Source organism: Aliiroseovarius crassostreae, assembly GCF_025137635.1.
GTDB classification, from domain to species: Bacteria; Pseudomonadota; Alphaproteobacteria; order Rhodobacterales; family Rhodobacteraceae; genus Aliiroseovarius; species Aliiroseovarius crassostreae.
This window is the reverse complement of sequence record NZ_CP080772.1, coordinates 708,228-732,754: the sequence shown is the minus strand read 5'-3', so window position 1 is coordinate 732,754 and position 24,527 is coordinate 708,228. Positions and strand designations below refer to the sequence as shown.

Below are 24,527 nucleotides of genomic sequence, written 5' to 3'. Positions count from 1 at the left end.
GTTTCAAGCCTGCCCCGAAACACTTTGGATCAGATCACCGCGTCAAACAGGGTCCGCAGGTTTTCGCGGGTCAGTTCGACGGGGTTGCCGCCGCAGCTCGGATCTTTGATGGCGCCTTCCACCAGCGCATCCATCTGGTCCGTGCTCACGCCCATCTCGGACAGTTTGCGCGGGATTTCGAAACTGTCGTTGAACGCCTGCACAAAGCTCTGGAAGCCCTTGAAGCCGCCATTGACCCCCAGATACCCCGCCACCCGGTCGAAACGATCCGCGATCTCGGCCGCATTAAATTCAAGAACCGCAGGCATGCAGACCGCATTGGTGGTGCCGTGATGGGTGTTGAAAATCGCGCCAACCGGATGGGACAGCGCATGGATCGCACCCAGCCCTTTCTGAAACGCCGTCGCCCCCATGGCCGCGGCGGACATCATATGTGCCCGTGCTTCAAGGTCGGTGCCATCTGCATAGGCGCGCGGCAGATAGTCGATCACCAGACGCATCCCCTCAATCGCGATGCCCTGCGACATCGGGTGGTAATGCGGGGACGAGAACGCCTCGACGCAATGGGCAAACGCATCCAGACCGGTGCCCGCCGTGATGAATTTCGGCATGCCCATGGTCAGTTCGGGATCCGCGATCACCACGCTGGGCAGGACTTTCGGGTGGAAGATGATTTTTTTCTCATGGGTGAGCGAGTTGGTGATGATCGACGCGCGCCCCACTTCCGACCCGGTTCCCGCCGTGGTCGGCACCGCGATGATCGGGGCAATCGCATCCGCATCCGCCCGCGTCCACCAATCGCCAATGTCTTCGAAATCCCAGATCGGGCGGGTTTGGCCCGCGTAAAACGCCACCATCTTGCCCAGATCCAGACCCGAGCCACCGCCAAAGGCAATCACCCCGTCATGACCGCCGGCCTTATAGGCCTCAACGCCTGCATGCAGGTTGATCTCGGACGGGTTCGGGTCCACATCGCTGAACATGCCGCGCCCCAGGCCAGCGGCCTCCATGATATCCAGCGTCGCCTGAGTGATCGGCAGATCGGCAAGCCCCTTATCTGTCACCAGAAGCGGGCGTTTGATCCCCGCCTGCGCACAGGCCTCAGGCAGTTCCCGGATCCGGCCTGCACCGAATTTCACCGTGGTCGGATAGGACCAGTTTCCAACGAGTTGCATCTTCATATCCTCATAATTGAAGCGTTTCGAGATTGGGTTGCGTAACAGCATGAACTCAAAACGCACGAAACACCGAAATGGCGTGGGCGTTTCCACGTATTATTGTGCCCCAACAACAAGCAGAAACGCTTTGGATGCCTGCCCCCCCATGGGGAATGTCAGGAAAAGGGGGGCAGGCTGTCCCCCTTACGCGGTCACCTTCTTCAGGTGATAGCTTTTCGGGCGAGTCAGATTGTGAAAACCGATCACGGACAGGCCGCCACCGCGCCCGGTGTTCTTACAGCCGGTCCAGCACAGGCCGGGATCAAGATAATCGGCCCGGTTCATGAAGACGGTGCCGGTCTCGACCTGATCCCCCACACGGGCGGCACGATCCAGATCACGGGTCCAGAGGCTTGCGGTCAGGCCAAATTCACTGTCATTCATCAAGGCAATCGCCTCGTCATCGGACGAGACCTTCATGATACCCACCACAGGACCAAAGCTCTCGTCCCGCATCACCCGCATGTCATGGGTCACATTGGTCAGGATCTGCGGGGTCAGATACGCGCCCCCGTCATCCTCGGCGAAGGTCTCGATATGGGCCACGGCCCCCTCGGCCAGCGCCTCGGAAATCTGTGCGCGCACCTCATCGGCAAAGCGCACATTGGCCATCGGCCCCATCGTGGTTTCCGGGTCGAGCGGATTGCCCAGCTTATAGCCTTTCACGATCTCAACCGCCTTGGCGACAAAATCGTCATACAGGCTCTCATGCACATAGATCCGTTCGATCCCGCAGCAGCACTGGCCCGCATTGAACATCGCACCGTCGATCAGCGTATCCACCGCCGCGTCCAGATCGGCGTCCTCCATGACATAGCCCGGATCCTTGCCACCCAACTCGGTGCCAACGCCGGTAAAGGTGCCCGCCGCCGCGCGCTCCATCGCCTGACCGCCGCCCACGGACCCGGTGAAATTCACAAAATCAAACGCGTTGCCCGCGATCAGATCATTGGTCACATCATGTGAGAGGAACACGTTCTGGAACACGTCCTCGGGAATGCCCGCCGCATGGAAGGCTGCCGCCATACGCTCGCCCACCAGCAAGGTCTGGGTGGCATGTTTCAGCACAACCGTATTGCCGGCAATCAGCGCCGGTGCCACCGTGTTGATGGCCGTCATGTAGGGATAGTTCCAGGGGGCCACCACAAAAACCACCCCATGCGGCACGCGCTTGATATAGCGCTTGAACGTCTCGTCCTCGCCCACCGCAATATCGGCCAGCGCCTCAGCCGCAATCGACGCCATGTGACCGGCACGCTCATTAAAGCCACCGAACTCACCGCCATAACGCACCGGGCGCCCCATCATATGCGCAAGCTCTGGCACGATCTCATCATTCATCGCACCAACCGCGGCAACACCTGCCATCACAAGCTGCGCGCGCTCCGCCAAGGGCCGTGCGGCCCAATCCGCCTGTGCTGCGCGCGCACGCGCCGCCGCCGCAAAGGCCTCGTCCCGCGACAACACCTCGCGCTCGGCAAACACCGACCCATCAATCGGCGAGATACATTTCAACACCTGACCCATGCCAGCTCTCCATTCTCAGAAACAACTCCCCTTATTGTCTGGACATAAATATCCTGGGGGGGAGCCGAAGGCGGGGGGCAAAGCCCCCTATTTACATCAGAGCATCACGCCCGTTCGAAACCGCGCGCCACCTCGTAATCGGTCACAACGCGTTCAAAATCCTCGATCTCGACCTCAGCGGCACGCACATAGTGATCCACCGCCTCATCCCCCATCGCAGCGCGCAGCATCGCAGAGCCATGCAGCGCATCGCGGGCCGCACGCAGGTTGCCCGGGATCATGCCCGTCTCCCCCTGATAGACATCGCCCACCGTGGGGGCCTGCAGCTCAAGCCCTTCCTCGATCCCCGCAATACCCGCAGCCAGCATCCCCGCCATCGCCAGATAGGGGTTCATGTCAGATCCCGGAATGCGGCATTCCACACGGATTGCCTTGCTGCCATCGCCACACAGGCGATAGCCCGCAGTGCGGTTGTCCACCGACCAGATGATCCGGGTCGGCGCAAAGGTTCCCTTCATGAACCGCTTGTAGCTGTTGATATAAGGCGCCATGAAATAAGTGTAATCCGGGGCGTATTTCAAAAGCCCGGCCATATAGCTTTTCATCAGCGCCGACATGCCAAGGCTGTCATCCGGATCAAAGAACACCGGCTCGCCATCTTTCCACAGCGACTGATGCACATGGGACGAGCTGCCCACCTTGTCGTGATGCCATTTCGGCAGGAAGGTCACCGCATGACCCTGCTGCCAGGCGATCTCCTTGATCGCGTGTTTGGCAATCGTGTGATATTCCGCCGTGTCCATCGCCGAGGCATATTTGATGTTCAGCTCTTCCTGCCCGGTCTCCGCCTCGCCTTTCGAGTTCTCAATCGGCAGGCCCGCATTCCAAAGGTGGTTGCGGATCGGCCGCATCACGTGCTCTTCCTTGGTGGTCTGCAGGATGTGATAGTCCTGATTATAGCCGGAAATCGGCGCCAGATCGCGGAAACCTTCCTTGCGGATCTCGTCAAAGCTCTTCTCGAACAGGAAAAACTCCAGCTCGGTCGCCATTTTCGCGTCAAAGCCCATGGCCTCGATGCGGCGCACCTGGCGTTTCAGCATCGCGCGCGGGCTATGCGGCACCTCTTCATGGGTGTGGTGATCCAGAATGTCGCAAAGCACCATCACCGTGCCGTCCAGCCACGGCACCGGCCGCAGGGTCGACAGGTCCGGCTTCATCACGTAATCGCCATATCCCCGCTCCCACGAGGTCGAGGCATAGCCATCCGGCGTCGCCATCTCAAGATCTGTTGCCAGAAGATAGTTGCAGCAATGGGTTTCCTCATAGGCGCCCGCAACAAAATGACCCGCATGAAACCGCTTGCCCATCAGGCGCCCCTGCATGTCCGCAAAACACACAAGCACCGTGTCAACCGTACCGGAAGACACCTGCGATTTCAGGTCGTCAAAGCTCAGATTACCGGACATCATGCCCATCCTTTGTCTGTGGTTGCCCCGGCGCGCTCACGCCGGGGCGTATGAGTGTTCAGCCGTAACGATAGGGCCGGCCTGCCTTCTGCATATCGGCATTATAGCGTTTGAAGATGTCAACCACTTTGGCCTTGGTCGGGCTTTCCGAGGCGATCTCGTCCCAGAATTTCACCGCCGCATCTTCGACCTGTGCCCATTCCGCATCCGGGATCGAGGTCAGCTGCATCTTGGTGCCATTCACCCGCAGGCTGGCCTCACCACCCCAATACCACCACTGGCGATAGTAATGCGACTGGTCACAGCAGACCCTGAACAGGGTTTGCAGATCTTCCGGCAACTCGTTCCAGCGGCCCTGATTGGCAAAGAAGCTGCCGGCCCAGGCGCCCGAAATATTGTTGGTCAGGAAGTAGTTGGTCACATCAGCCCAGCCCACGGTGTAATCTTCGGTGATGCCCGACCAGGCGATCCCATCCAGCTCACCTGTCTGCATGGCGACCTCGATATCTTCCCAGGGCAGCGTCACCGGCACCACGCCGAACTGCGCCAGGAACCGGCCAGCGGTCGGGAAGGTAAACACCCGTTTGCCCTTCAGGTCCGCAAGCGAATGGATCGGGTCCTTGGTGGCGAAATGGCACGGATCCCAGGCCCCGGCCGAGATATGCTTCACCCCGACCTTGGAATATTCCTCGTCCCAGATTTCATTCAGACCATATTGGTTAAACAGCACCGGCACGTCGAGCGAGTAGCGCGAGGCGAACGGGAAATACCCCCCGAAAACAGTTACTTCGGTGGGGGAGGCCATGCTGTCATCATCCGATTGCACCGCGTCGATCGTGCCGCGCTGCATCGCGCGGAACAGCTCTCCGGTGGGGACCAGCTGATCGGCGTAATAAAGCTCGATCTGCATCCGGTCGCCGGCAATCTTGTTGAACTTGTCAATGGCGGGTTTCACCACATGTTCGGCCAGCGCCGCACCGGCATAGGTCTGCATCCGCCACTTGATGGTGGATTGGGCAATGGCAGGGGCGGCCAGCGGGGCGGCCAGCGCCCCCACCCCGGCAGTGGTCAAAAACTTGCGTCTCGTTGTCATGTTTCAGTCTCCTTGTGGTTCAATCGGCCCCGTGGCGCGGGGCTCTTATGGTTATTTTCCGTAAACGGTTTCCGGCAGCCAAAGGGCGATCTGCGGGAAAATCATGATCAGCGCGAGGGCCAGCACCATCACCAGTGCAAAGGGGATGATCGAGACATAGATGTCCTTCAACCCGATCTCAGGCGGGGCCATCGCCCGCATCAAAAACAGGTTATAGCCAAAGGGCGGTGTCATATAGGCGATCTGGGTGGTGATCGTATAAAGCACCCCATACCAGATCAGGTCAAAGCCCAGCGCCCCCACCAGCGGCACGTAAAGCGGCGCCACGATGACCAGCATCGCAGTGTCGTCCAGAAAGGTGCCCATGAGGATAAAGCTCAGCTGCATCAGGATCAGGATCATCCAGGGGCTGAGGCCCAGACGTTCGGTGAACAGATCCTCGATCGCCTTCACCGCGCCCAACCCGTCGAAAATCGCCCCAAAAGCCAGCGCTGCCAGAATGATCCACATGAACATGCAGGAAATACCCAGCGTCGAACGCACCGAGGTTTCAAAAACAGCGCGCGTCATCCGCCCCTTCAGGACCGCCGCAAAGAACGCAGCCATCGCCCCGATGGCCGAGCTTTCCACCAAAGAGGTCCAGCCATTCACAAAGGGGACCATCATCGTGGCAAATATCGCCAGCGGCAGCACGCCGGAAAACAGCAGACGGTATTTCTCTTTCATATAGATATCTTTGTGAAAGCCCGGCAGGGTGCGGGTCACAAAGGCCAGCGCCGCCAGACCAAGGGCCAGGCCAAGCGCGGGCTTGGCACCAATCCCGCCGCTCATCACCAGCATCGGCACCAGCACCAGCCCGCCCAGAACGACGTAATTCAGGCGCAGCGGATGGGTGGTGATCTGGTCATATTCCGCCAGATCCTCCGGCGCCATGGCCGGGCCGAGATGCGGCTGCATCCGGGCGCGCAGATAGATATAGACGACAAACATCGTGGCCATCATCAGGCCGGGGATCACACCCGCCAGCCACAACTGCCCCACCGGCTGGCGGGCAATCATTGCGTAAAGCACCAGCACCACCGAGGGTGGCACCAGAATGCCCAGGCTGGATCCCGCCTGAATGGTGCCCGTCACCAGGATCTTGTCATAGCCGCGCCGCAACAGCTCGGGCAGCGCAATGGTCGCCCCGATTGCCATCCCCGCCACGGAGAGGCCGTTCATGGCAGAAATCAGCACCATCAGCCCAACCGTGCCAATGGCCAGCCCGCCTTTCACCGGCCCCATCCAGACATGGAACATCCGGTAAAGATCATCGGCGATTTTCGACTCCGACAGCACATAGCCCATGAAGATGAACATCGGTAGCGTCAGCAGCGGATACCATTTCATCAGCTTCATCGCGGCCGAAAACGGGATCTCGACCCCGCCGGTGCCCCACAGGAACATCCCCGCAATGGCCCCGACAAAGCCGATGGCCCCGAACACCCGTTGCCCGGTCAGCAGCATGACCATCATGCCCGCAAACATCACGGTGGCGATCATTTCATAAGACATTACAGCTCAACCCCACGCAGGCGTCCGATATCGCGGAACAGTTCGGCAAGACATTGCAAGAGCATCAGGAAGACGCCGAAGCAAAGGATGAATTTCACCGGCCACAGATAGGGCCGCCAGGCAGTGGAGCTGCGCTCCAGATAGCCCATTTTCTCGCCCGCCGCGGCGGGGCCTTCGGTCAGGGCGGTGGTGAAGAGATCCCAAAAGAAGGTGACCGGCTCCAACCCGAAATAGCCCAGGCTATAGGCGGTGGAACTGATCGCCCCATAAAGCAGGATCCCCAGATAGGTGATCAGGAACAGAACGGTGAACGCATCCACCATGGCCTTGGTGCGCGGCGACCAGCTTGCGTAAAACAGATCCATCCGCACATTGGACTGCATCTGGATCGAATATGGCCCGCCCAGCACGTAATAGGCCACCATCACGAACTGCGCGGTTTCCAATGTCCAGAGCGACGGATTGAAAAAAGTCTTGGAGACAGAGGACCAGAGCAGCACCCCCACCAGCGCAAAGATCAGATACATGGCAATGCGACCGATAAAGCGGTTCATCGCATCTATCCCGCGCACATAGGCCCGAATGGCATTAGGCATCATTGCCTCCTTCCGGTTCAAGTGCTGCCAGCGCCGGGCGCAGCAGGGTCAGGATTTCTTCCGCCATGGCCACCTCATCCGCAGGCGTCGCAACCAGATCATTGCGCAGCTCAATCATGACATTGGCCAGACCATGAGACAGCCCGTGCTGCTTCAGCGAATGGGTGACCCCGTCCGCCGGACCATAGGGTTCATTGCGGGCAATGCGCCGGTGCGGCAATGCGCAAGACCGGGTCAGCATGGCATCTGCCAACCGGCTGTCCGCATCATGTAAAATGCCAATCTCAACCGCGCGCGGCGCCCCGTGATAGACCGGCGTGAAACTGTGGATCGTGACTAGGACGGTCTGTTGCCCCCGTGCCCTGCGCGCCGTGATCAGCTCGCTCACCGTGTCACAAAAGGGCACATAGATCTGATCCGCGCGCGCGCGCCTCTCTTGCAAAGACAGCCCCCGATTGCCGGGCACCTCGATCAATTCGGATTTTTCGGGCATGGCGGACGGCGCTTCGGGCGGGCGATTGCAGTCATAAACCAGCCGCGACACCCGGCTGGCGACCATCGGCGCGTCCAAAGCCTGCGACAGGTAAAGCGACACGGCGCGGGCGCCGGGATCCCATGCTGCATGGCTCAGACGATCCTCGTCCCGCAGGCCAAGCTCCTCATATTGCGTTGGAATTTGGCTGGAAGCATGTTCACACAGCAACAGCACGGCGCCCGTGCCATCACGGTTCACAACCTCAACCGCCTCCTCTCGCGTCAGACCTGAGCCTTCCGGCATCGCAGACCTCCCTAAACCTGCTAATTTTGGAAAAATCTTTTCATGAAGAGATTTTTGTGTCAATAATTTTTCACGTCCGTAATTTAACAGACACCGCGCACCCTTTTCTTTCAAGGCCCAAACGCCTAAGAAACATGCGTGTCGAACAGTGGAGGAGCCGTTGACCAAGCCACCAGCCACGGTCCGTGACCTGATCCGCGAGCACTATCCCACCCTGACCCAGTCAGAGCGGAAGTTTGCGAATCTCTTGATTGAAAACTACCCGGCGGCGGGGCTTGCTTCGATCACCATCGTCGCTGAAAACGCCAATGTCTCGACCCCCACCGTGGCGCGCATGGTGCAGAAACTCGGCTTCAAGGGATATCCGCAGTTTCACCGCGCATTGCTGTCAGAGCTGGAGGCCAAAGTGTCCGGCCCGACCAAGCGGCGTGACAACTGGGCCAGCGACGCGCCCGAGGGGCATATGCTGCACCGGTTCTCGCTTGCGGTGACCGACAACCTGCAACAGACCTTTTCCAATCTCGACCCGGCCCAGTTTGATGCGGCGGTCCGGCAGCTCGCCAATACCGAAGGGCGGCTTTATGTGGTGGGCGGGCGGATCACCCGCGCGCTGGCGGATTATGCCTTTACCCATTTCCAGGCCATCCGGCAGCGGGTGACCCACATGACCTCCTCCTCTGCCACATGGCCGCATTACGTGCTGGACATGGTCGAAGGGGACACGCTGCTGATGTTTGACGTGCGGCGATACGAGACCAACCTGCAACGGCTGGCGGAGCTGGCGTCAGAACGGGGGGTGAAGGTCATTCTGGTGACGGACCAATGGGCCAGCCCGATCGCCACCGTGGCCGATCACATGTTCAATTGCTGGGTGGAAATCCCGTCCGCCTGGGATTCGAACATCTCGTCCATGATGCTGCTGGAAGCGATGATCACCGCGACGCAGGAGGAAAGCTGGGACAAGACGAAGGAACGGTTTGACCGGCTGGACGAGCTGTTTGACATGACCCGGTTGTTTCGCAAGTTTTCCTGACCGCCAAAGCGTTTCGACTTTTCCCTGTCTCAGGTGAACGCCGAAACGCTTTGGGGCAGAGGTCCCCCCCTGCCCCCGCGGACCAGCCTGCGCCAGTTTCCGCTCCTGCCTCATGCGCTGCGTGACAGCACCACAGGGGCCTCTTCAGGCAGCACAATCGACCCATCGGTTCCGACCGTGACCTGCATCCCCTGCTGTAACCCATCAAGCCCGGAACAGCCGACACACATAAGGATGTCCTTTTCGCGGGCAACAATGGCCATGTGGCTCAACCAGCCGCCAATCTCGCTCAGAACGGCCCCTGCGCGGGTGACATAGGGCAGCCATGACGGGCTGACCATGCGACAGACGATAATGTCGCCATCCTGAAACCCCGAGAACAGCTCGGCGCTGGAGCCGCCATCCTCGCCCACCACAAAAACCCGACCTGTTGCGCTGGCACTGCCCGACACGCAGGTGCCGCCAAGTGCACCGGCCTCTGCCGCTCCATGGAGGGGCGTCGCCGCAGACATCAGCTCGCAGTCACGCAAGGTCAGCGCATGTTGCTTGGGCGCTTTTTTCAGCAGGCGTTTGCCGCGCTTCATACGCCATTTGGCGCGGGCTTTGTAAATCGACGGGTCGGTCAGCGCGAGCCGCGGCAGTTCTTCCATCTTCAGCTGGAAGATCAGCTCCCCCAGATCGGTCTTTTCCGACAGGGCAAGAATGGCCCGGCGCAGCTCGGCCACAACCCGAAGCGCCTCATGCTTGGCCAGCTCCTTCAGGTCCTGCATCGCGATGGCCAGATCCACCGGATCCTGCGGCGCGCCCTGTGGCAGCTCTTCACATTCGGCTGATTGCGACACGGCCCCGTCCAGCATCGGCCAGAGCAGCTCGGGATTTTCCGCATAACGCGGCAGGCTGAGTTCGTAATCCACATCCGCCCGGTGGCCCATCATTGCCAGCAGGGTGCGCCGCCTTGCCTTTTTGCCTTTCAGGCGCGCACATTGGTCGATCATGCTGACCGGTGCGGACTGTAAAACCGGATGCATGAGCCGGGCCTGTGCTTCGGGGTCCTGCCCGGCCTGCTCGGCGGCCTCCCCCTGGGTGAAGCCTGCCAGAATATTGACCTTTTCCGCCTCGACATAGATCCCCTGCACCAGCATGTTGCGCAGGGTCTCAATCGCATTCACGATCTGCGTCTCGGTCAGGGCGCGATAGTCAACCGCCTGCCAGAAGGCCAGATCTTCGTGCAGGGTGGGCATGGTTTTCTCACGGAACTCCGTCAGCATGGCCCGCGCCTGACGGCGCAACTGCCGCGGCTTGCTGCCGGTCAGGCGCAGGGCCATCTGCTCTTTCAACGCGCAATTCACATAGGTGCGGCCAAAGAAATTGACCAGGTGGCCGGGGCGCCCTTCGGGCAGGTTATAGCCCACCCCCAGCTGACGACATGCCATGTCCAGACTGCCCCCGGCGGCCCAGAGCTGCCCCATGAGCGAGAAGGAAAGCGGGGTTGGGCGGGGCAGGACTTCGGACATTTCGTCCTGCTCCAGCACCACACGATCCGCCTCACTGCCCGCGACCATTTTGAAGATCCGCCGCCATTCCGCCGTGCGCGCCTGTTCGGAGGCGCCCCCGGCCCCAAGCGTGGTGATGTCACGGCTTTGCACAATCTGGAACGCGCCCCCGGCATAGGCCCATTCAATGTCCTGCGGGCAGCCGAAAATCTTTTCGATCTTGCGGCCAAGCGCCAGCAGCGGTGCAAGGTCTATCGGCGCGGTTTCATCCGAGGTGGGCAGTTGCGTATAGCGACCAAAGCGCAGGCTTTGCGGTGTGGCCCGGCCCGACACGAGGTCATCGCCACAGCCCGCCACCAGTTCAACCATGCTCAGCCCCGGTGCGGTCGGATCCTGCGTGAACAGAACCCCGGCATAATCAGCCCGCACCATATGCTGGATCAGGATATTGCCGTCATGGCCCTCGGGATCCTGCCCCGCCTTGCCCATGTCATAGCTGCCCACCCGCGCCGCGGTGAACGAGGCGATCACGGTGTCAAGCGCCTGCACCATGTCATCGGGGCGCACATCCAGCACGCTGTCAAAGACACCGGCGAAACTCTGCTCGACCCCGTCTTCGCTGGACGCCGAACTGCGCACGGCGCAGGGGGCCTGGCCCAGCAGGGCCGAAATGCGTGCGGCAAAGGCCTGTTTCCGCTCTGCGGTCAGCGTGGCAAAGGCAAGGATCCCCTCGTTGCGCAGCACAACCCCATTCGGCACCGGCACACCTGCGTTTTTCAGAACCGACAGGCGATAGGCCTTGTTTCCGCTGCCTTCAAGCCGGTCGGTATCGGCGAGCGGGATAACCCGATCCGCCTGCCCCGGCCCGGCCCAGCGGCGCAGCCTGCCCTTGATCCCTGCCCATGACCGGGCCAGCGCCCCGGTGACATAGGCCCGTTGGATCAGGAGCAGCACAAGGCTGGTGCAGAGATAGACATTGCCTGCCGCACTCAGCTGGAACACCAGTGCAAACATGGCCGGCGCCCCCAGCGCCCAGTAAAGGACCGCCTGCCGTCTGGTCTTGGCCACCGCCCAGTGCAGATAGGTTCCCGCGAGCAGAGAAAACAGCAGGGGCAGAAGATAGGTCCCGTCCGGCGCCCCCAGCTGTGCCACCCACAAGAAAGGCGTCTCGACGGTTTTGGCCGCCTGTTCGGTGGCACTCAGCCCCAGCATCATCACCGGCAGGAACAGCAGGGCCATCAGGTTGCGCATCGGCGTCAGCCCCTTGTCGGCGTTGAACTGCTGGATGGCGCGCGCACGACGGGTCGGGTCATCGCGCAGACTGTCCTTGAGGGATTTCAGCTCTGCCGCATGGCGCGCTGACACGATCTGATCCCGTTCGGATTTCAGGGCAATCGGCAATACCATCAGGCGCGACAGCAGCGACAGGCCCACCAGCCCCAGCACGAAATGCGAGCGTTCTGCGACCCAGCTCAGCCCGGTGGCCAGAAGGGTCACGGCGCGTTGCCAGAGCGTGACCTGCTGTTCGGCCAGCCACTCCTGCACATGCGGTTTCGGCTGCGGGGCGACAAAATACTCCCACGGGGTGGTGTAGCGGCCAAGGAACTCGATCCCTGCCTCACTCATTTCCAGCCCCAGCACCTGCGACATGAAACAGCTGCGCCGGTCATAACAGGCGGCAATGGTCGGTTTGTCCTGCAATTGGGCAATGCGAGACTTCAGCTCATCCGTAGGCAGGGCGCGCACCGGGATATTGATGGCACCGGGCAGATGGCCCGTCGCAAAATCACCGGGATAGCGGGTATCCACAATTTGCAGGTTCCCATCCGCCTTCAGCGTTTCGAAATCTTCGGTGCTGAGCAGCACATCCTTGCCCGGATAGTCAGGGATCGCGCGCAGGTCAGACAGGGTTTCCACCGCCTTGTCGCTGTAGCCGCGCCCCTCGACAATCCACTTTTCGATCCCGCCTGCGATAAAGCGGCAGTCGATCCCGCGGGCCGCCAGTTCGGCGCAGGTTTCACTGCTGCGATTGCCATTGTGACAAAACAGGACCACCTGTTTGCCCTCCAGTGGGATGTCGGATTTCAGGAAATCGGGAAACCGCACATGCTGTGCACCCGGCAGGGTGCCCATCCGGCGTTCGGCGGTTTCACGAATATCGAAAAACAGCGTGTCGCTCTGCCCATCGGTCGTGTCCAACAGGCGCTGCGCGTCTGCGGTGCTGATTGCCAGCGGGTTGTCCGTCTGTTTGGAAAAGCTTGTTTCCTTCAGGTTCTTGTCCTGAATGCTTGTCCCATCAAACTGGGCCGGACGGGTCAGCGTGGCCTGCAGGCGCGCAAGTTCACGCGCTTCGTTTGAACGATATTGCCACAGGTTGAGCGCGCCCAGGGCCAGTGCGGACAGAACCAGGAAAGCCACCAGCCGGGTCGGGAAACGGCCCCCTTTCCCCCCAGCGCGGGGGGCAATTCCAAACCGGCGGGCAATCAGGGCCGCCGTGCCGGTGACCGCCGCAAATCCGACCGCAAACACCTGTGAGAGAGAGGAAACGGACCCGATCACCAGCTCCGGTGACGGGATCGCCATGGCCTGCCCCGGGGTCAGGATCCCCACCGAGACGAGCGGTATGGCCAGCCCGAACATGGGAAAATAAGTCGATCTGCTTGGCTTTGTGGCTTGCATGGTCCGTTCCTCACTCACGCCCAGCCCCCCGGCTGCTTTAATATTGATTCAATTAATAGATGTTTCTGATGGTTAAGAAATCCTTAATTAAACAATTGGTTAACGCGAATTTCTCAAAAAACACCAACACAAAGACGTTACTCTGGGTTGTGGCGCCTTTTGTGCGGCCCCCTGTTTTCCAGACACAGGGCTGGAAAACAGGACCCTGCAAACAGGGGCGCCCCGCGGGAGGACCCGCAGGAGGGAGTGCATAAATCAGGTTGGAGAAACGCCGAAGAAAAGCGCGTATATGTGAGGCCGCGCAACACAGCGATCAGAGCAACCCCACGGGGGAACGGCCGCTCAAATGAGGTTGGAAAAACGGTCAGAGATCCGGGTATGTAAGCTGCGGCGGCGCGGGCCGAGGCGCCTTGCGCGTCACTTCAATCGCCAGATATCAAACCGATCCGACACCGCCTCAAGCCTGTACCCCGTCATGATCTGGTCAAACGCCGGGTTGGTCGCAAAAAACGCCATCCAGTCAAAATTCGGCGTGTCGAAATAACCAGAATTCTTGTCCACGATCAGGACATCCGGTTGGAAACCGCGTAGGTCGTCAATGACATGATCACGTGTCTGATCAAGGATTGCTTGCAGCGCGGCGCATTCCTCCCTCTGAACGTCACAATCAAGGCGCTCAAGCTTGTTCACCGGAGCGGGCACCTGCCAGATCGCGGGATATCGGCTAGCCCAATCTGCCCCTGCCAAATAAGCTGTCATCGGCCCGAGATAAACATGCGTGGTCAGCATGTTGACGCGGTCAGCACCCGAGATAACCCCCGCAAGGTGAAACGCCTGCGGATTTTTATACAGGCCCCGCTTCACCCCCATCGTGGTGGCAACGGCAAAAATAATCACACCTGTCGTCACCGCAATCCAATTCGAGCCACCCGAAACGATCAACCATGCCATTCCCAGCAAGAAAAAAGTCACAAACGGGATGCTTTGATAAAAATAGCCGGTCCATTGCGCCAGATAGGATACCAACCCGGCCAGCGTCGCCACGGCAAACAGGCCGATTGCTGCCGATTTTCGGCTGGCAATATAGCCGCTGGAAAACCCGATAATTGCAAGAAAAGCAAAGCGCGAAACTCTGTGCAGGACCACGGCCCCGGCAAATCCATACGCCCCGTAGACCTGCCCGGCAACCGGCACAATCTCGGTGAAATAAGCCGGATGAATGAACGCGACATAGAGCAGATAAAACGCTCCGACAGCGAGGAAGATCCAGTTTGCCGCTGAGAAAATGCGCCGCCAGTCACCTGTTCTCGCCACCTGCCAAAGCGTTATTAGGATTGGCAAAATCAGAAAGTGCGGCTTGAGGCAGACCCCCATCGCGGCAATCAGAGCCAGCCACAGATTATCTCGATCCCGCCCATTCGGCCCCGACGGCAACTGGTCCAGCAACCATGGCATGACCAGAACAACAAACAGATGATCCCTTTGTGCCAGATTTCCATAGGCAGGAACAATCAGCGCAACCGCCAGCAGCAGTTGAAAGAGAACTCGGCGCGGGACGCTCAGAACCGCCTTGGAAGAAATGACAGTCCAGCAAAGCGTAAGAGAGGCCGAAAACACGATGGCAAAGACGACATATTGCGCATTCACCAGCGACAGATCCCCCCATCGTGACAGAAGAACTGCGGGGATCGTATAATAGAAGTTCAGGGGGGGATTGACCTCGACCAAGCCGCTGTAAAGCGGTGTCCCGTCCAGCCAGCGTTCCGTGGCAACCAGATACCAGATGATATCATGGTTAAGTGGCTGGCCCCAGTAATAGGCCAAAACCACAAGGCCGCACAGCCCCGACAGCCCCATCCCAATCCACATATCCTGCCCGCGGTGTGTTTTTTGCACAAAGACCCAACCCGCAAGCAGCAGATAGGTCAGCACCGGCACCGTAACCGCCACCAGTGCCATGGCCTGCCAAAACGGCCGCCCCAGCTGGTCATAGATAACCCAGGTCAGGGCCGTGCTCAGGATCAGGCCACATCCGGCGGCCAGGACAAAGCGGGGGAAATGGAACTGGTGGTCCAGCTCGGTGCGGAAAGTCAGACGGGCATGGCCGAAATAGGAAATCAGGACCGCGGCACTGAACCCGCCGAAATTCGATAAGATCCCGGAAAGCGTGGTAAGGTTGGCCAGCAGCAACGCGGTCAGAAAATGGGTGGCCGTGCCCGCGCCCCCAACCAGCACAAAGGGAACCAGCCGGGAGCGCATCACGCCCCCTCGCGCCTTAAAACAGCGCCGAGCGACAGGCCAACCGGCATCGGCAGGCGGCCGACCAGGTGGCGTTCCGTGGCAAACACCGCCTGAAGGGCGCGGTTCAGCATCGGACCGGGCAGCGCATCATCCGGCGCCTCACTTCCTGTCAGTGCCTTTGCCCCCCGCAATCCAAGGGCCACGGGAAACAGCAATGAATTGAAATAAAACTGAAACTCGACCTTCAATCCGGCCTGCTGCGCAACGGATAACAGGGTCGATTTTGTGTAGCGGCGGAAATGGTGATGGGCCTCGTCATGGCGGGACCACAGCGCCTGAAACGCGGGCACGGTAAGGAAGATCGCGCCCTTTTGCGACAGCCTTCCGGCCAGCGCCTCAAGCGCGGCGCGATCGAGTTCGATATGTTCCAGCACATCGAAAAGCGCAATCACATCATAATGTTTGTCCCCAAAGGGGATCTCATTGGGCAGGGCCCCGAAGGGGATGGTCAGCCCGGACGAGGCCTGCGCCATATTGCGCGCAAATTCATCATATTCGAACGCATCCAGCGCCCCGAACCCCTGCAGCAACGACAGGTTCCCGCCGGTTCCACAGCCAGCTTCAAGGATCTGCGCCTCAGGTCCGGGGCGGATATGCCGCTCCAGCACGGTTGCTATGATTTTCCGGCGCGCAACAAACCACCAATGTTCCGCCTCGATCTCCTGCATCCGCAGGTAAACATCACGATCCACGCCCGGCCCCTTCCGTGTCGTCGACAACCGAACGCACCACGTAAAGCGGGCGACGGCGCACTTCCTCGTAGATGCGCCCGACATATTCCCCGATAATTCCGAGGATGAACATGTTCATGCCGCCGAAACTCAGGATCAGGATCAGGGTCGAGGCATAGCCGGGGGTATCGACCCCGTAGATCAGCGTGCGCAGCAGGATGAAGGCGGAATAGGCAAGCGACAGGCAAAACAGGATCATGCCCATATAGGTCCAGATCCTGAGCGGCGCGGTGGAGGAGGCAAAAATGCCGTCCAGCGCGAGTTTCCACAGTTTCCAGTAGGACCAGACCGTTTCGCCCGCTTCGCGCGCGGGGCGCTCATAGGCGACCTCCTCGACGTCGAACCCCACCCAGCTGAAAATCCCTTTATTGAACCGCGCCCGTTCCCCCAGCAACAGGACCACATCCACCACCTCGCGGTCCAACAGTCTGAAATCACCGACATTTCTGGGAATGGGGTGATCGGCCAGCGCGTTGAAGACGCGATAAAACGCACCGGCGCTGGTGCGCTTCATCCAAGTGTCCCTTTCACGCGAACTGCGGCGTGCATTCACGATCTTTGCCCCGGCTGCCCATTTTTCCACCATATCGCCAATCAGTTCGGGCGGGTCCTGCAGGTCAACATCCATCGGGATCACCGCATCCCCGTCCGCATGGGCAAGACCAGCCGCCAGAGCGGCCTCTTTGCCAAAGTTTCGCGACAGGTTCACCAGCCTGACCTTCCAGGGGGGACTGCTGGTTTCGGCAATCCTGCTTTCGGTCCGATCCGAACTGCCATCATTCACAAACAGGATTTCAAACTGAAAACGGTCCGCCAGCCCGGACAGTGGCTGGGTCAGCGCCTCGAAAAAGGGCGCGATGGCCTGTTCTTCATTGAAAACCGGCACCACCAGGGAAATCAAAGGACGCCCGTCCCCTTGACAGGTGTCGCCGGATTGGGATGTGCCGGGTTTCGTTTCAGCCATAAATAAGTTAATTCTCTTGCATCAAAACATCAAATTCAGACCGGACATAAGGGCAATGCGAAAGCCCCGCTTCTGCCCGGACCGGAGGATACCAAACACAAGCAGGGCGGATCATATCTGTATTCCCACCGCGCCCGGATGCGGCCTCTGGTCCGATCTGCCGTTACGTTATCCTAAAGGACTGAAAGCGCGGCAATCAATCCCAAACTCGTCGCGGAACAAGAGCGGGCTTGCCATCCGTGGCAATCCGGCGACCCCAATAATTGGATTCGCCGAAAATGGGCTCCAATCAAGGCGACCTCATCACCAGATTTCTCTGGCGGCGCTTGGATCAAAATCTTGTGGAAGTGGCTGGGGTGGTAGGATTCGAACCTACGGTACACTGTACCAAAAACAGTTGCCTTACCACTTGGCTACACCCCAGCAGTGAGCGTGTAAGTATCCAAAGCCCGATTGCGGCGCAACCCCAAAATCGCAGATTTTTTCAAAAATTATGCCGTGCTTTTCGGGCGGTAAAAATGGGGGAAAACGGGCATTCGGAGGCAAGGCATCCCTTTGCTCGGAATGGGCGCCAATCGGCTGTTATCCCAAGGGGCAAGCGTTCACTCAGGCTGCGATTACACCCCCGGAAGAGGGCGCGATTTCGCCAGCTGATCAAACGCTGCAAGGTCGGAAACAACGCCCGGCATGTCCGAAAGCGCAATCATGTTGGGGCCATCAGATGGGGCATTGTCCGGGTCAGGATGGGTTTCGATAAACACCCCCGCAATCCCCAGCGACACCGCCGCACGCGCCAGAACCGGCGCAAACACACGTTGCCCCCCGCTGGACGCCCCCTGCCCCCCCGGTGCCTGCACCGCATGTGTCGCATCCATGATCACCGGGTAGCCCAGGCGCGCCATTGTGGGCAGGCTGCGCATATCTGTCACCAGTGTGTTATAGCCAAAAGAGGTGCCGCGCTCGGTCAGCAGGATCTTGTCATTCCCCACCCCGGCCCCCGCCCCGGCTCCGGCCAGTTTGGCGGTCACATGTTGCATATCCCAGGGCGCCAGAAACTGTGCCTTTTTCACATTCACCACCCGGCCCGTCTGTGCTGCGGCCACCAGCAGGTCGGTCTGGCGGCACAGGAAGGCCGGGATTTGTAGGATATCTGCGACCTCAGCTACGCGGGCGCATTGCGCACCCTCGTGCACGTCGGTCAGGACCGGGATGTTCAACGCGGATTTCACCTCGGCCAAAATGCGCAGCCCCTCGGTCAGGCCCGGTCCACGCGGCGACGTCAGAGAGGTGCGGTTGGCCTTGTCGAACGACGCCTTGAACACGTAGCCCACGCCGCAATCAGCACAGATCCGCGCCATTTCACGCGCAATCTCAAGCGCGTGATCCAGCCCTTCAAGCTGGCAGGGGCCGGCAATCACGGTCAGGGGCAGATTATTGGCAATCTGCACCCCACCAGCCGTGACAACTGTAGTCGCCATGTTACGCCGAGACCTGTTCGCGCAGCACCGACGCGGTCAGCGACATCATCAGATAGATCCCGGCAAAGACCAAGAAGGAGAGCAAGGTATTTTCGAACTTGCGCGGATAGGTCGGTTCATCCGGCGCCACGGGCTGCACCCCCAGTTCCAGATAACGGGTCTGCTTGTTCGCCTCGATCCGGGCGGTTTCAAGCTGCTGGAGCGATTGCTGCATCAACAGCACACGGGTTTCCAGATTGGTTTGCGCGATGCGCAGCTGTGCATTCACCGAAGCAAGCGATCCTTCGGCCCCGTTTTCCGTCAGCTTGGCGCGCAGTTCGGCAATCAGCGCCTCCAGCCGCTGAATATCGCCACGCGTGCCCTCAACCCGTGCTTTATTGGGGCGGGAATTGTCCAGAAGCTGTTGTAATGTGAGGCGCTTTTCCTGCAGCTGGGTTTCGAACCCGGTGATCTGGCCCATCAGGGCGGTCGCATCCGACGTGGCATCAAACACGCCCAGTTCTTCTTGCAGCTTCAGCACCGTATCCTGGGCGGCAAGCATATCGCGTTCCGCCTCTTCATAGGTTTCGCGTGCGCCCTGCATCTGGTCATTGCGTAGGCGCTGGGACAGGTTATCCACCCGTTCTTCGGCATAGTTGATCAGGGCCTGCGAAAATTCCTGACTGAGAGCGGGAGAAGGAGCGATCACCTCCATCTTGATGATCCCCTCGGTCGGATCATAGCCGATTTTCACATTTTTCTTGTAGATCTTATAGGCTTGTTCATTGGAAGCATCCTCTGACAAGCGTTGCAACCCGTCGATCTCATCCGCGCCGAACGCCTGTTTAAAGCCAAGATCCGCGTTCAGGCGCAGCATGGCGTCGCGGGAGGTGAGATAACTTTGCACCGTGATGGAATCCTGCGAGGTCGCCAGACCAGAGCCGGAGAACAGCCCCCCAATCCCGCTGCCAGCCGCCCCTTCCGATTTCTGAATGATAAATTCGGACTTGGTGGCATACATCGGCGTGGCAAGGGTGTAGAAATAGATCCCCGCCAGAAGCGTGGGCAGGAACACGAAGAAGGACAGGCGCACCAGGAGCATCGCGAGCTTTTTGCGGCGACGCTTTGCGATATCCATCTGGATATCCATGATCGCCTTGGCGCGATCAGCGGCATCCAGAACCTGAGGCGCCGGCACTTTGGGCTTGTCCACCGTCTGGGGCAGTTTGATCTGGTCCTCATTGGCGGTTTTCTCAGGTGCGACCAGCTCCAGCATCGCGGCGCGTTTGAACGGGTCAATGCCAGCCTTGCGCAATTGCAGCACCGCATCCAGATCAGACACGGCGTTGATGCCGTGTTTCTGGGCAACCCGGCGGGCCATGCGCAATTGGCGTCCCGTCAGGCCCTCTGCGCGGATCGCCGCCATTTCGGCATCCGTTGCCCCCTCAGCGGCGCTGCTCACATCCCCACTCTGAGAAGACTGGCTGGCAGAGGGCGCAGCGGTGGCAAATTTTCCGGTGGGAAATCCGTCCTCATGCCCGGCCAGCGCAGCCTCTTCCATCGGATTGAGCTGGCGCGGCGTTTGCCCACCGGGCGCCGGGCGCGACGGACGCGGCGGCGCGGCGGCGGGTCCGTGATATGTCGCAGCTCCTTCGCCCGGTGTCGAACCCGGTGTAGAAGAAGACGCCCCACGCCGGATGCGGAACTTTTTAGCCTTGGGTTTCGTAGTCATAAAGTTGCTTCGCCTCTTCCAAGGTATCAAACATGTAGAACTGACCATCACGCAGCACGGCGGCTGAGCGGCAGAATTTTTCGATCGTCTTCGCCTGGTGCGACACGATGATGACGGTGGAGTTTTTCAGCCGTTCGGCCAGAACATCCCCCGCCTTGCGGTTGAACTCGGCATCAGTGGTCTGCGGCATCCCCTCGTCAATCAGGTAGATGTCGAAATCCAGAGCCAGCAGCAGCGAGAACGTAAACCGCGATTTCATCCCCGAGGAATAGGTGCCGAGGGGGAAATCATAATACTCCTCCAGCCCGCACAACCAGCGGGTAAACGCCTCGATATAATCGGGGTCCAGCCCATAGAGCTGGGCCACGTAACGCGCGTTTTCCTTTGCGGAAAGCTTGCTGATCACACCGCCCATGAAGCCCAGTGGAAAGGAGATACGGCAATTGCGGATGATGTCGCCCTCATCCGGTTTTTCCAAGCCACACATCATGTTGATCAGCGTGGTTTTCCCGGTGCCATTGCGTGCAAGGATGCCGAGCGAATTGCCCAGCTCAACCCGGAACGAGGCTTTTTCAAGGATCACCTTGCGCCTTTCCCCGGTCCAGAAGGACTTGCTGACATTTACGAACTCGAGCATGCACACGCCCCGATCACTGCTGACTTGCCTGCCGCCCATTGATGACGGGCTTTCTGCGCTTTTAACACGCGCTTGGTTAACAAGGACCTATAGCGCCCCATTTAGGCAACATTATGTCTGAGGGGGCTATCAGAAGACAATGTCAAAACGAAATCCAAACCGAAGTTCCCTCCGGTTTGGGGTGTTTTTTCCATAAAATCCGAGGGAATTACCCCCGAATTGCGCAACAATCAGTGCGCATGCGCCTCTTCTTCGCTGTGTTGTTTCTGAACATTCAACAGTTTTCCCGCGGCAAATGACAGGAAAACAGCGCCGAAACTGAACAGGGCGCCCATCTTGGCGGCGTCCTGCACCGCCCCTGCCGGGAAGGCGACGGAGGCCACGAACAGCGAGACGGTAAAGCCGATGGCCGAGACAAACCCCACCACCACCAGATCCATCGTGCGCATTCCCGCAGGCAGGCCCAGCCGCATCGGATAGGCGGCCAGCCAGCCGAAGAGCAAGATCCCCACCGGCTTGCCGATGATCAGCCCGGCAAGCACCAGCCAGGTGGCCTCGGAAATGGCGTTGAACTCGACCCCGGCATTCAGAAGGCCGAAGAAGAACAGCACCACTTCGACCGGCCCCGCCATCGCGTGTTCCATCTGGTTGAGCGTGTCCTTGAGGTATTTCTCGGCGTCCGAGAAGATCCCGAAGGCGCGGTCAGCATGGGGAATGGCAGGAATGACCGGCAACAGGCCCAGCGCGGGGTGGATGCCCGCCTGTGCAAACCCGTACCAGCTGACGCAACCGGCAAGCGCGTAGGGCAGCCAGCCCAGTTTCGTGCGCACCCAGGTCGAGCGGCGTCGCATCTGATCCCCCACATCCATCTTGCGCGGCAGCCAGTTGAACACGACAAAGGCCAGCACAGATGCCGCCACGGACAGAAGCAGCCATTCCGGGGCCAGTTCGCCCGATGGGTAGAAAATCGCGAGGATGATCAGCCCGGCCGCATCATCGGCAATCGCCAGCAACAGCAGGAAACGCACGGCCGGGTGACCCGCCCCAAAGACCAGACGCCCCACAAGATAGGAAAACGCAATATCGGTTGCGGTGGGAATGGCCCAGCCGCGCGCCACCGCGTCAAAGGTGCTTGACCCCAGCAGCAGCGCGATCCCCAGATAGACCGCAATCGGCCCCAGCATCCCGCCCGCCGTGGCCACCAGCGGCGTGGCCGCTTTCTTGCCGCGCAGCGAGCCGTTTTTGAGGATCACCGCCTCCCACACCTCTTTCCCTGCAATCGCAAAGAACAGCGCCATGAGCATGTCATTGACCAGATAGTGGAACGTCACCACCTTGCCCGCATCCCCATATTGGAAATACTTGGCATATTCCGTGCCGAAAGCCGTTTCCCAGTGGTGAATATCCACCCCAACCCAGCTGTTGAACCACAAAGGGTATTCAACAAAGTGATGGTAGGAATGTGCATTGGTATTGGCCCAGACCAAGGCCAGCAGCGCGCCGCTGATCAGCAGCACCGAATAGGTCGTGATGAAATTCCACACACGATACATGGTTTACCCCGTTTTTTATTGAAACAGACCGGTTGCCCCTGACGGCAACCAGCCTGCTTTCTTCCATTATCCTTCCGAAATAATGCAAAGGGGCCCGTTTCTCAATGGCGCCCTCCTCATGGCCCCCGGAAGTCGGACCCGTGTCAGATCGGGGCAACCATATTCCAGCCAAGACCGGCAAGGACCGCGCCAACGACAGCCAGCGCCAAATATGCGACAAAGACACGCGGTTTCACCAAGGCCCAGACAGCCACGGCCGCGGGGATGCAGCTGACGCCACCTGCGATGACAAAGGACATCGCAGCCCCCTGGCTCATCCCCTGCGCCAGCAGCGCCTCAACCATCGGCACCGCGGCATACCCGTTGAGATAGGCCGGTGCCCCAACAAAAGCGCCCAACAGGATTGGCCCGATCCCCTCGCCGCCCAGAACCTGGGCCACCCAGTCTGCGGGGATATATTTCAGCATCAGGGCTTCGATCAGATAGGCCAGCAACAGCCATTTTCCGAGGAAAAAAGCGTTCTCAGCGGCGGTGGTGCGGAAAATCGCCCGCCGGTCCGCCTCTTGCCAGAAACGCCAGTTGATTGCGCCGGACAGAGGAGAGACCTCGTCCCCCGCCCCGCAGCCCGACGAACAACAGCTTTTCACCGGCGCGTTCTTCAACGGGTCCGCAAACAGGAATGACCCGGCCAGCGCCTTGACCGAAAAACCGCCCATCAAGCCGATCATCACGGCGGCAAACCCCTTGGCCAGCGCGAACTCCACCCCCAGCGTGCCTGCGGTAATGGCAAACATTGCCGGGTCCATCAGCGGCGAGGCCAGCCAGAAGGCCATGACCGCGGAAAGCGGCGCGCCCACGGCCAGCATGGCGGCGATAAAGGGGATCACTTCGCATGAACAGAAAGGCGAGATCCCGCCGAACAGGGCCGCCAGCACAATCATCCGGGTCTCTCGCCCTTCAAAAGCCCGCGCCAGAAGCGTTTCGGCATTTGTGGCTTTCAGATAGGCCACGGCCAGAATGGCAAACAGGATGAAGGGGGCCGTATGGGCCAGCGCGCCAAACGCAAAGGTCAGGGTTGGCCAGATGTCATCCGGGGCGATGAACCAGAGTATGACCGGGATCAGGGCTGACGCCACCAGGGCGCCGTCCAGTTTCCACTTGCGCGGGGCAGTTGCAGGAATATCTGTCATGGCTCAGTCACTTTCCCTCTTCTCATCTTCGCTCGTCTCATCCGCGCAATCTGCGCAGCATTCCGACAACAGATACTGCGACAGGGCCCGCATCACCTCATAATCAGCGGCCGCGCAGATGATCGATCGGCCCTGTTTCACCTGCGTCACCAGCCCGGCGGCGGCAAGGATCTTCATGTGGTGGGTCAGGGTTGATCCGGTCACGCCGGACCGCTCCCCCAATGTGCCGATGGTCAGGCCGTCCGCCCCTGCACGGACCAGAATGCGCAACACGGACAGGCGTTGTTCTGAGCCCAGAGCCGCAAATTGGGACGCGGCGACGGGGGGCGAAAGCGGGCAGAGGGTGGGGACACCTATTTTCATACTTTTAGAAATATCGAAATTATTTCTTTGCGCAAGAGATATTTTCACAAGTCTCGAAATAATGCCCAGCACGCTCCGTGGCAACAGCGTGAAATGGAAACGCCTACATATCTCTTGGTCTTGGCGCCAATGCCCCCTACCCTGTTCCCACTCCGCCCCCCAA

Annotated in this window: 18 protein-coding genes and 1 tRNA gene; 1 reads left to right on the top strand and 18 read right to left on the bottom strand. The window is 59.8% G+C overall.

Going from position 1 to position 24,527, the window contains the following annotated elements; all coding sequences use genetic code 11:
* Nucleotides 1–29: 29 nt before the first annotated feature.
* The 7 genes from K3J57_RS03555 to K3J57_RS03525 form a co-directional block, all read right to left on the bottom strand.
* Complete coding sequence (locus K3J57_RS03555) at nt 30–1,175, bottom strand: iron-containing alcohol dehydrogenase (protein ID WP_259797126.1); 1,146 nt, start codon at nt 1,173–1,175, stop codon at nt 30–32.
* Between the two features lie 186 nt (nt 1,176–1,361).
* Nucleotides 1,362–2,744 (bottom strand): aldehyde dehydrogenase family protein, encoded by a 1,383-nt coding sequence (locus K3J57_RS03550; protein WP_259797123.1) that lies wholly within the window; start codon nt 2,742–2,744, stop codon nt 1,362–1,364.
* 104 nt (nt 2,745–2,848) lie between these two features.
* Nucleotides 2,849–4,210 (bottom strand): glutamine synthetase family protein, encoded by a 1,362-nt coding sequence (locus tag K3J57_RS03545; RefSeq protein WP_259797728.1) that lies wholly within the window; start codon nt 4,208–4,210, stop codon nt 2,849–2,851.
* A 58-nt stretch (nt 4,211–4,268) separates the two neighbouring features.
* Nucleotides 4,269–5,303 carry a TRAP transporter substrate-binding protein gene (locus tag K3J57_RS03540; protein ID WP_055188780.1) on the bottom strand — a complete coding sequence of 345 codons (1,035 nt, stop codon included), beginning with the start codon at nt 5,301–5,303 and terminating at the stop codon, nt 4,269–4,271.
* 51 nt (nt 5,304–5,354) lie between these two features.
* Entirely contained in the window at nt 5,355–6,857 is a 1,503-nt protein-coding gene (locus K3J57_RS03535) for a TRAP transporter large permease (protein ID WP_055188778.1), read from the bottom strand.
* Nucleotides 6,857–7,453, bottom strand: a complete 597-nt coding sequence (locus K3J57_RS03530) for a TRAP transporter small permease subunit (protein WP_055188776.1) — start codon at nt 7,451–7,453, stop codon at nt 6,857–6,859. Before K3J57_RS03530 ends, K3J57_RS03535 begins: the two co-directional genes overlap by 1 nt.
* A complete protein-coding gene (locus K3J57_RS03525) occupies nt 7,446–8,231 on the bottom strand; it encodes an N-formylglutamate amidohydrolase (RefSeq protein WP_259797120.1) in 786 nt (261 codons plus the stop codon). Before K3J57_RS03525 ends, K3J57_RS03530 begins: the two co-directional genes overlap by 8 nt.
* 160 nt (nt 8,232–8,391) lie before the next feature.
* Here K3J57_RS03525 and K3J57_RS03520 point away from each other — a divergent pair, with 160 nt between their 5' ends.
* Nucleotides 8,392–9,264: a MurR/RpiR family transcriptional regulator gene (locus K3J57_RS03520; RefSeq protein WP_259794046.1), complete on the top strand. Its 873-nt coding sequence runs from the start codon at nt 8,392–8,394 to the stop codon at nt 9,262–9,264.
* A gap of 110 nt (nt 9,265–9,374) precedes the next feature.
* Here K3J57_RS03520 and K3J57_RS03515 read toward each other — a convergent pair whose 3' ends face one another.
* From K3J57_RS03515 to K3J57_RS03465, 11 genes are all read right to left on the bottom strand, one after another.
* Nucleotides 9,375–13,436, bottom strand: a complete 4,062-nt coding sequence (locus K3J57_RS03515; RefSeq protein ID WP_259797117.1) for a PEP/pyruvate-binding domain-containing protein — start codon at nt 13,434–13,436, stop codon at nt 9,375–9,377.
* A gap of 417 nt (nt 13,437–13,853) precedes the next feature.
* A complete protein-coding gene (locus K3J57_RS03510) occupies nt 13,854–15,695 on the bottom strand; it encodes a GtrA family protein (RefSeq protein WP_259797115.1) in 1,842 nt (613 codons plus the stop codon).
* The gene (locus K3J57_RS03505; RefSeq protein ID WP_055188768.1) at nt 15,695–16,429 is read right to left on the bottom strand and encodes a class I SAM-dependent methyltransferase; all 735 of its coding nucleotides are present in this window, start codon (nt 16,427–16,429) and stop codon (nt 15,695–15,697) included. The genes K3J57_RS03510 and K3J57_RS03505 overlap by 1 nt, the downstream gene beginning before the upstream one ends.
* Nucleotides 16,419–17,432 (bottom strand): glycosyltransferase family 2 protein, encoded by a 1,014-nt coding sequence (locus K3J57_RS03500; RefSeq protein WP_259786350.1) that lies wholly within the window; start codon nt 17,430–17,432, stop codon nt 16,419–16,421. The genes K3J57_RS03505 and K3J57_RS03500 overlap by 11 nt, the downstream gene beginning before the upstream one ends.
* A gap of 348 nt (nt 17,433–17,780) precedes the next feature.
* Nucleotides 17,781–17,855, bottom strand: a tRNA-Gln gene (locus K3J57_RS03495).
* 194 nt (nt 17,856–18,049) lie between these two features.
* On the bottom strand, nt 18,050–18,910 hold the full coding sequence (gene kdsA / locus K3J57_RS03490; RefSeq protein ID WP_259797113.1) for a 3-deoxy-8-phosphooctulonate synthase: 861 nt from the start codon (nt 18,908–18,910) through the stop codon (nt 18,050–18,052).
* Nucleotide 18,911: 1 nt separating this feature from the next.
* The gene (locus K3J57_RS03485; protein ID WP_259797111.1) at nt 18,912–20,621 is read right to left on the bottom strand and encodes a KpsE/RkpR family capsule polysaccharide export protein; all 1,710 of its coding nucleotides are present in this window, start codon (nt 20,619–20,621) and stop codon (nt 18,912–18,914) included.
* A complete protein-coding gene (locus tag K3J57_RS03480; RefSeq protein ID WP_173485430.1) occupies nt 20,599–21,258 on the bottom strand; it encodes an ABC transporter ATP-binding protein in 660 nt (219 codons plus the stop codon). The genes K3J57_RS03485 and K3J57_RS03480 overlap by 23 nt, the downstream gene beginning before the upstream one ends.
* Before the next feature lie 230 nt (nt 21,259–21,488).
* Entirely contained in the window at nt 21,489–22,811 is a 1,323-nt protein-coding gene (locus K3J57_RS03475) for a Na+/H+ antiporter NhaA (RefSeq protein ID WP_259797108.1), read from the bottom strand.
* A gap of 143 nt (nt 22,812–22,954) precedes the next feature.
* A complete protein-coding gene (locus K3J57_RS03470) occupies nt 22,955–24,001 on the bottom strand; it encodes a permease (protein WP_259797105.1) in 1,047 nt (348 codons plus the stop codon).
* A 3-nt stretch (nt 24,002–24,004) separates the two neighbouring features.
* On the bottom strand, nt 24,005–24,364 hold the full coding sequence (locus tag K3J57_RS03465; RefSeq protein WP_259797102.1) for an ArsR/SmtB family transcription factor: 360 nt from the start codon (nt 24,362–24,364) through the stop codon (nt 24,005–24,007).
* Nucleotides 24,365–24,527 lie beyond the last annotated feature (163 nt).

What these genes read in the sequence shown, in the direction of transcription:
- kdsA (WP_259797113.1), bottom strand. Translation starts at nt 18,910, where the DNA reads ATGGCGACTACAGTTGTCACGGCTGGTGGGGTGCAGATTGCCAATAAT.
- K3J57_RS03500 (WP_259786350.1), bottom strand. Translation starts at nt 17,432, where the DNA reads ATGGCTGAAACGAAACCCGGCACATCCCAATCCGGCGACACCTGTCAA.
- K3J57_RS03545 (WP_259797728.1), bottom strand. Translation starts at nt 4,210, where the DNA reads ATGTCCGGTAATCTGAGCTTTGACGACCTGAAATCGCAGGTGTCTTCC.
- K3J57_RS03530 (WP_055188776.1), bottom strand. Translation starts at nt 7,453, where the DNA reads ATGCCTAATGCCATTCGGGCCTATGTGCGCGGGATAGATGCGATGAAC.
- K3J57_RS03485 (WP_259797111.1), bottom strand. Translation starts at nt 20,621, where the DNA reads ATGACTACGAAACCCAAGGCTAAAAAGTTCCGCATCCGGCGTGGGGCG.
- K3J57_RS03555 (WP_259797126.1), bottom strand. Translation starts at nt 1,175, where the DNA reads ATGCAACTCGTTGGAAACTGGTCCTATCCGACCACGGTGAAATTCGGT.
- K3J57_RS03465 (WP_259797102.1), bottom strand. Translation starts at nt 24,364, where the DNA reads ATGAAAATAGGTGTCCCCACCCTCTGCCCGCTTTCGCCCCCCGTCGCC.
- K3J57_RS03480 (WP_173485430.1), bottom strand. Translation starts at nt 21,258, where the DNA reads ATGCTCGAGTTCGTAAATGTCAGCAAGTCCTTCTGGACCGGGGAAAGG.
- K3J57_RS03515 (WP_259797117.1), bottom strand. Translation starts at nt 13,436, where the DNA reads ATGCAAGCCACAAAGCCAAGCAGATCGACTTATTTTCCCATGTTCGGG.
- K3J57_RS03550 (WP_259797123.1), bottom strand. Translation starts at nt 2,744, where the DNA reads ATGGGTCAGGTGTTGAAATGTATCTCGCCGATTGATGGGTCGGTGTTT.
- K3J57_RS03470 (WP_259797105.1), bottom strand. Translation starts at nt 24,001, where the DNA reads ATGACAGATATTCCTGCAACTGCCCCGCGCAAGTGGAAACTGGACGGC.
- K3J57_RS03540 (WP_055188780.1), bottom strand. Translation starts at nt 5,303, where the DNA reads ATGACAACGAGACGCAAGTTTTTGACCACTGCCGGGGTGGGGGCGCTG.
- K3J57_RS03510 (WP_259797115.1), bottom strand. Translation starts at nt 15,695, where the DNA reads ATGCGCTCCCGGCTGGTTCCCTTTGTGCTGGTTGGGGGCGCGGGCACG.
- K3J57_RS03535 (WP_055188778.1), bottom strand. Translation starts at nt 6,857, where the DNA reads ATGTCTTATGAAATGATCGCCACCGTGATGTTTGCGGGCATGATGGTC.
- K3J57_RS03525 (WP_259797120.1), bottom strand. Translation starts at nt 8,231, where the DNA reads ATGCCGGAAGGCTCAGGTCTGACGCGAGAGGAGGCGGTTGAGGTTGTG.
- K3J57_RS03475 (WP_259797108.1), bottom strand. Translation starts at nt 22,811, where the DNA reads ATGTATCGTGTGTGGAATTTCATCACGACCTATTCGGTGCTGCTGATC.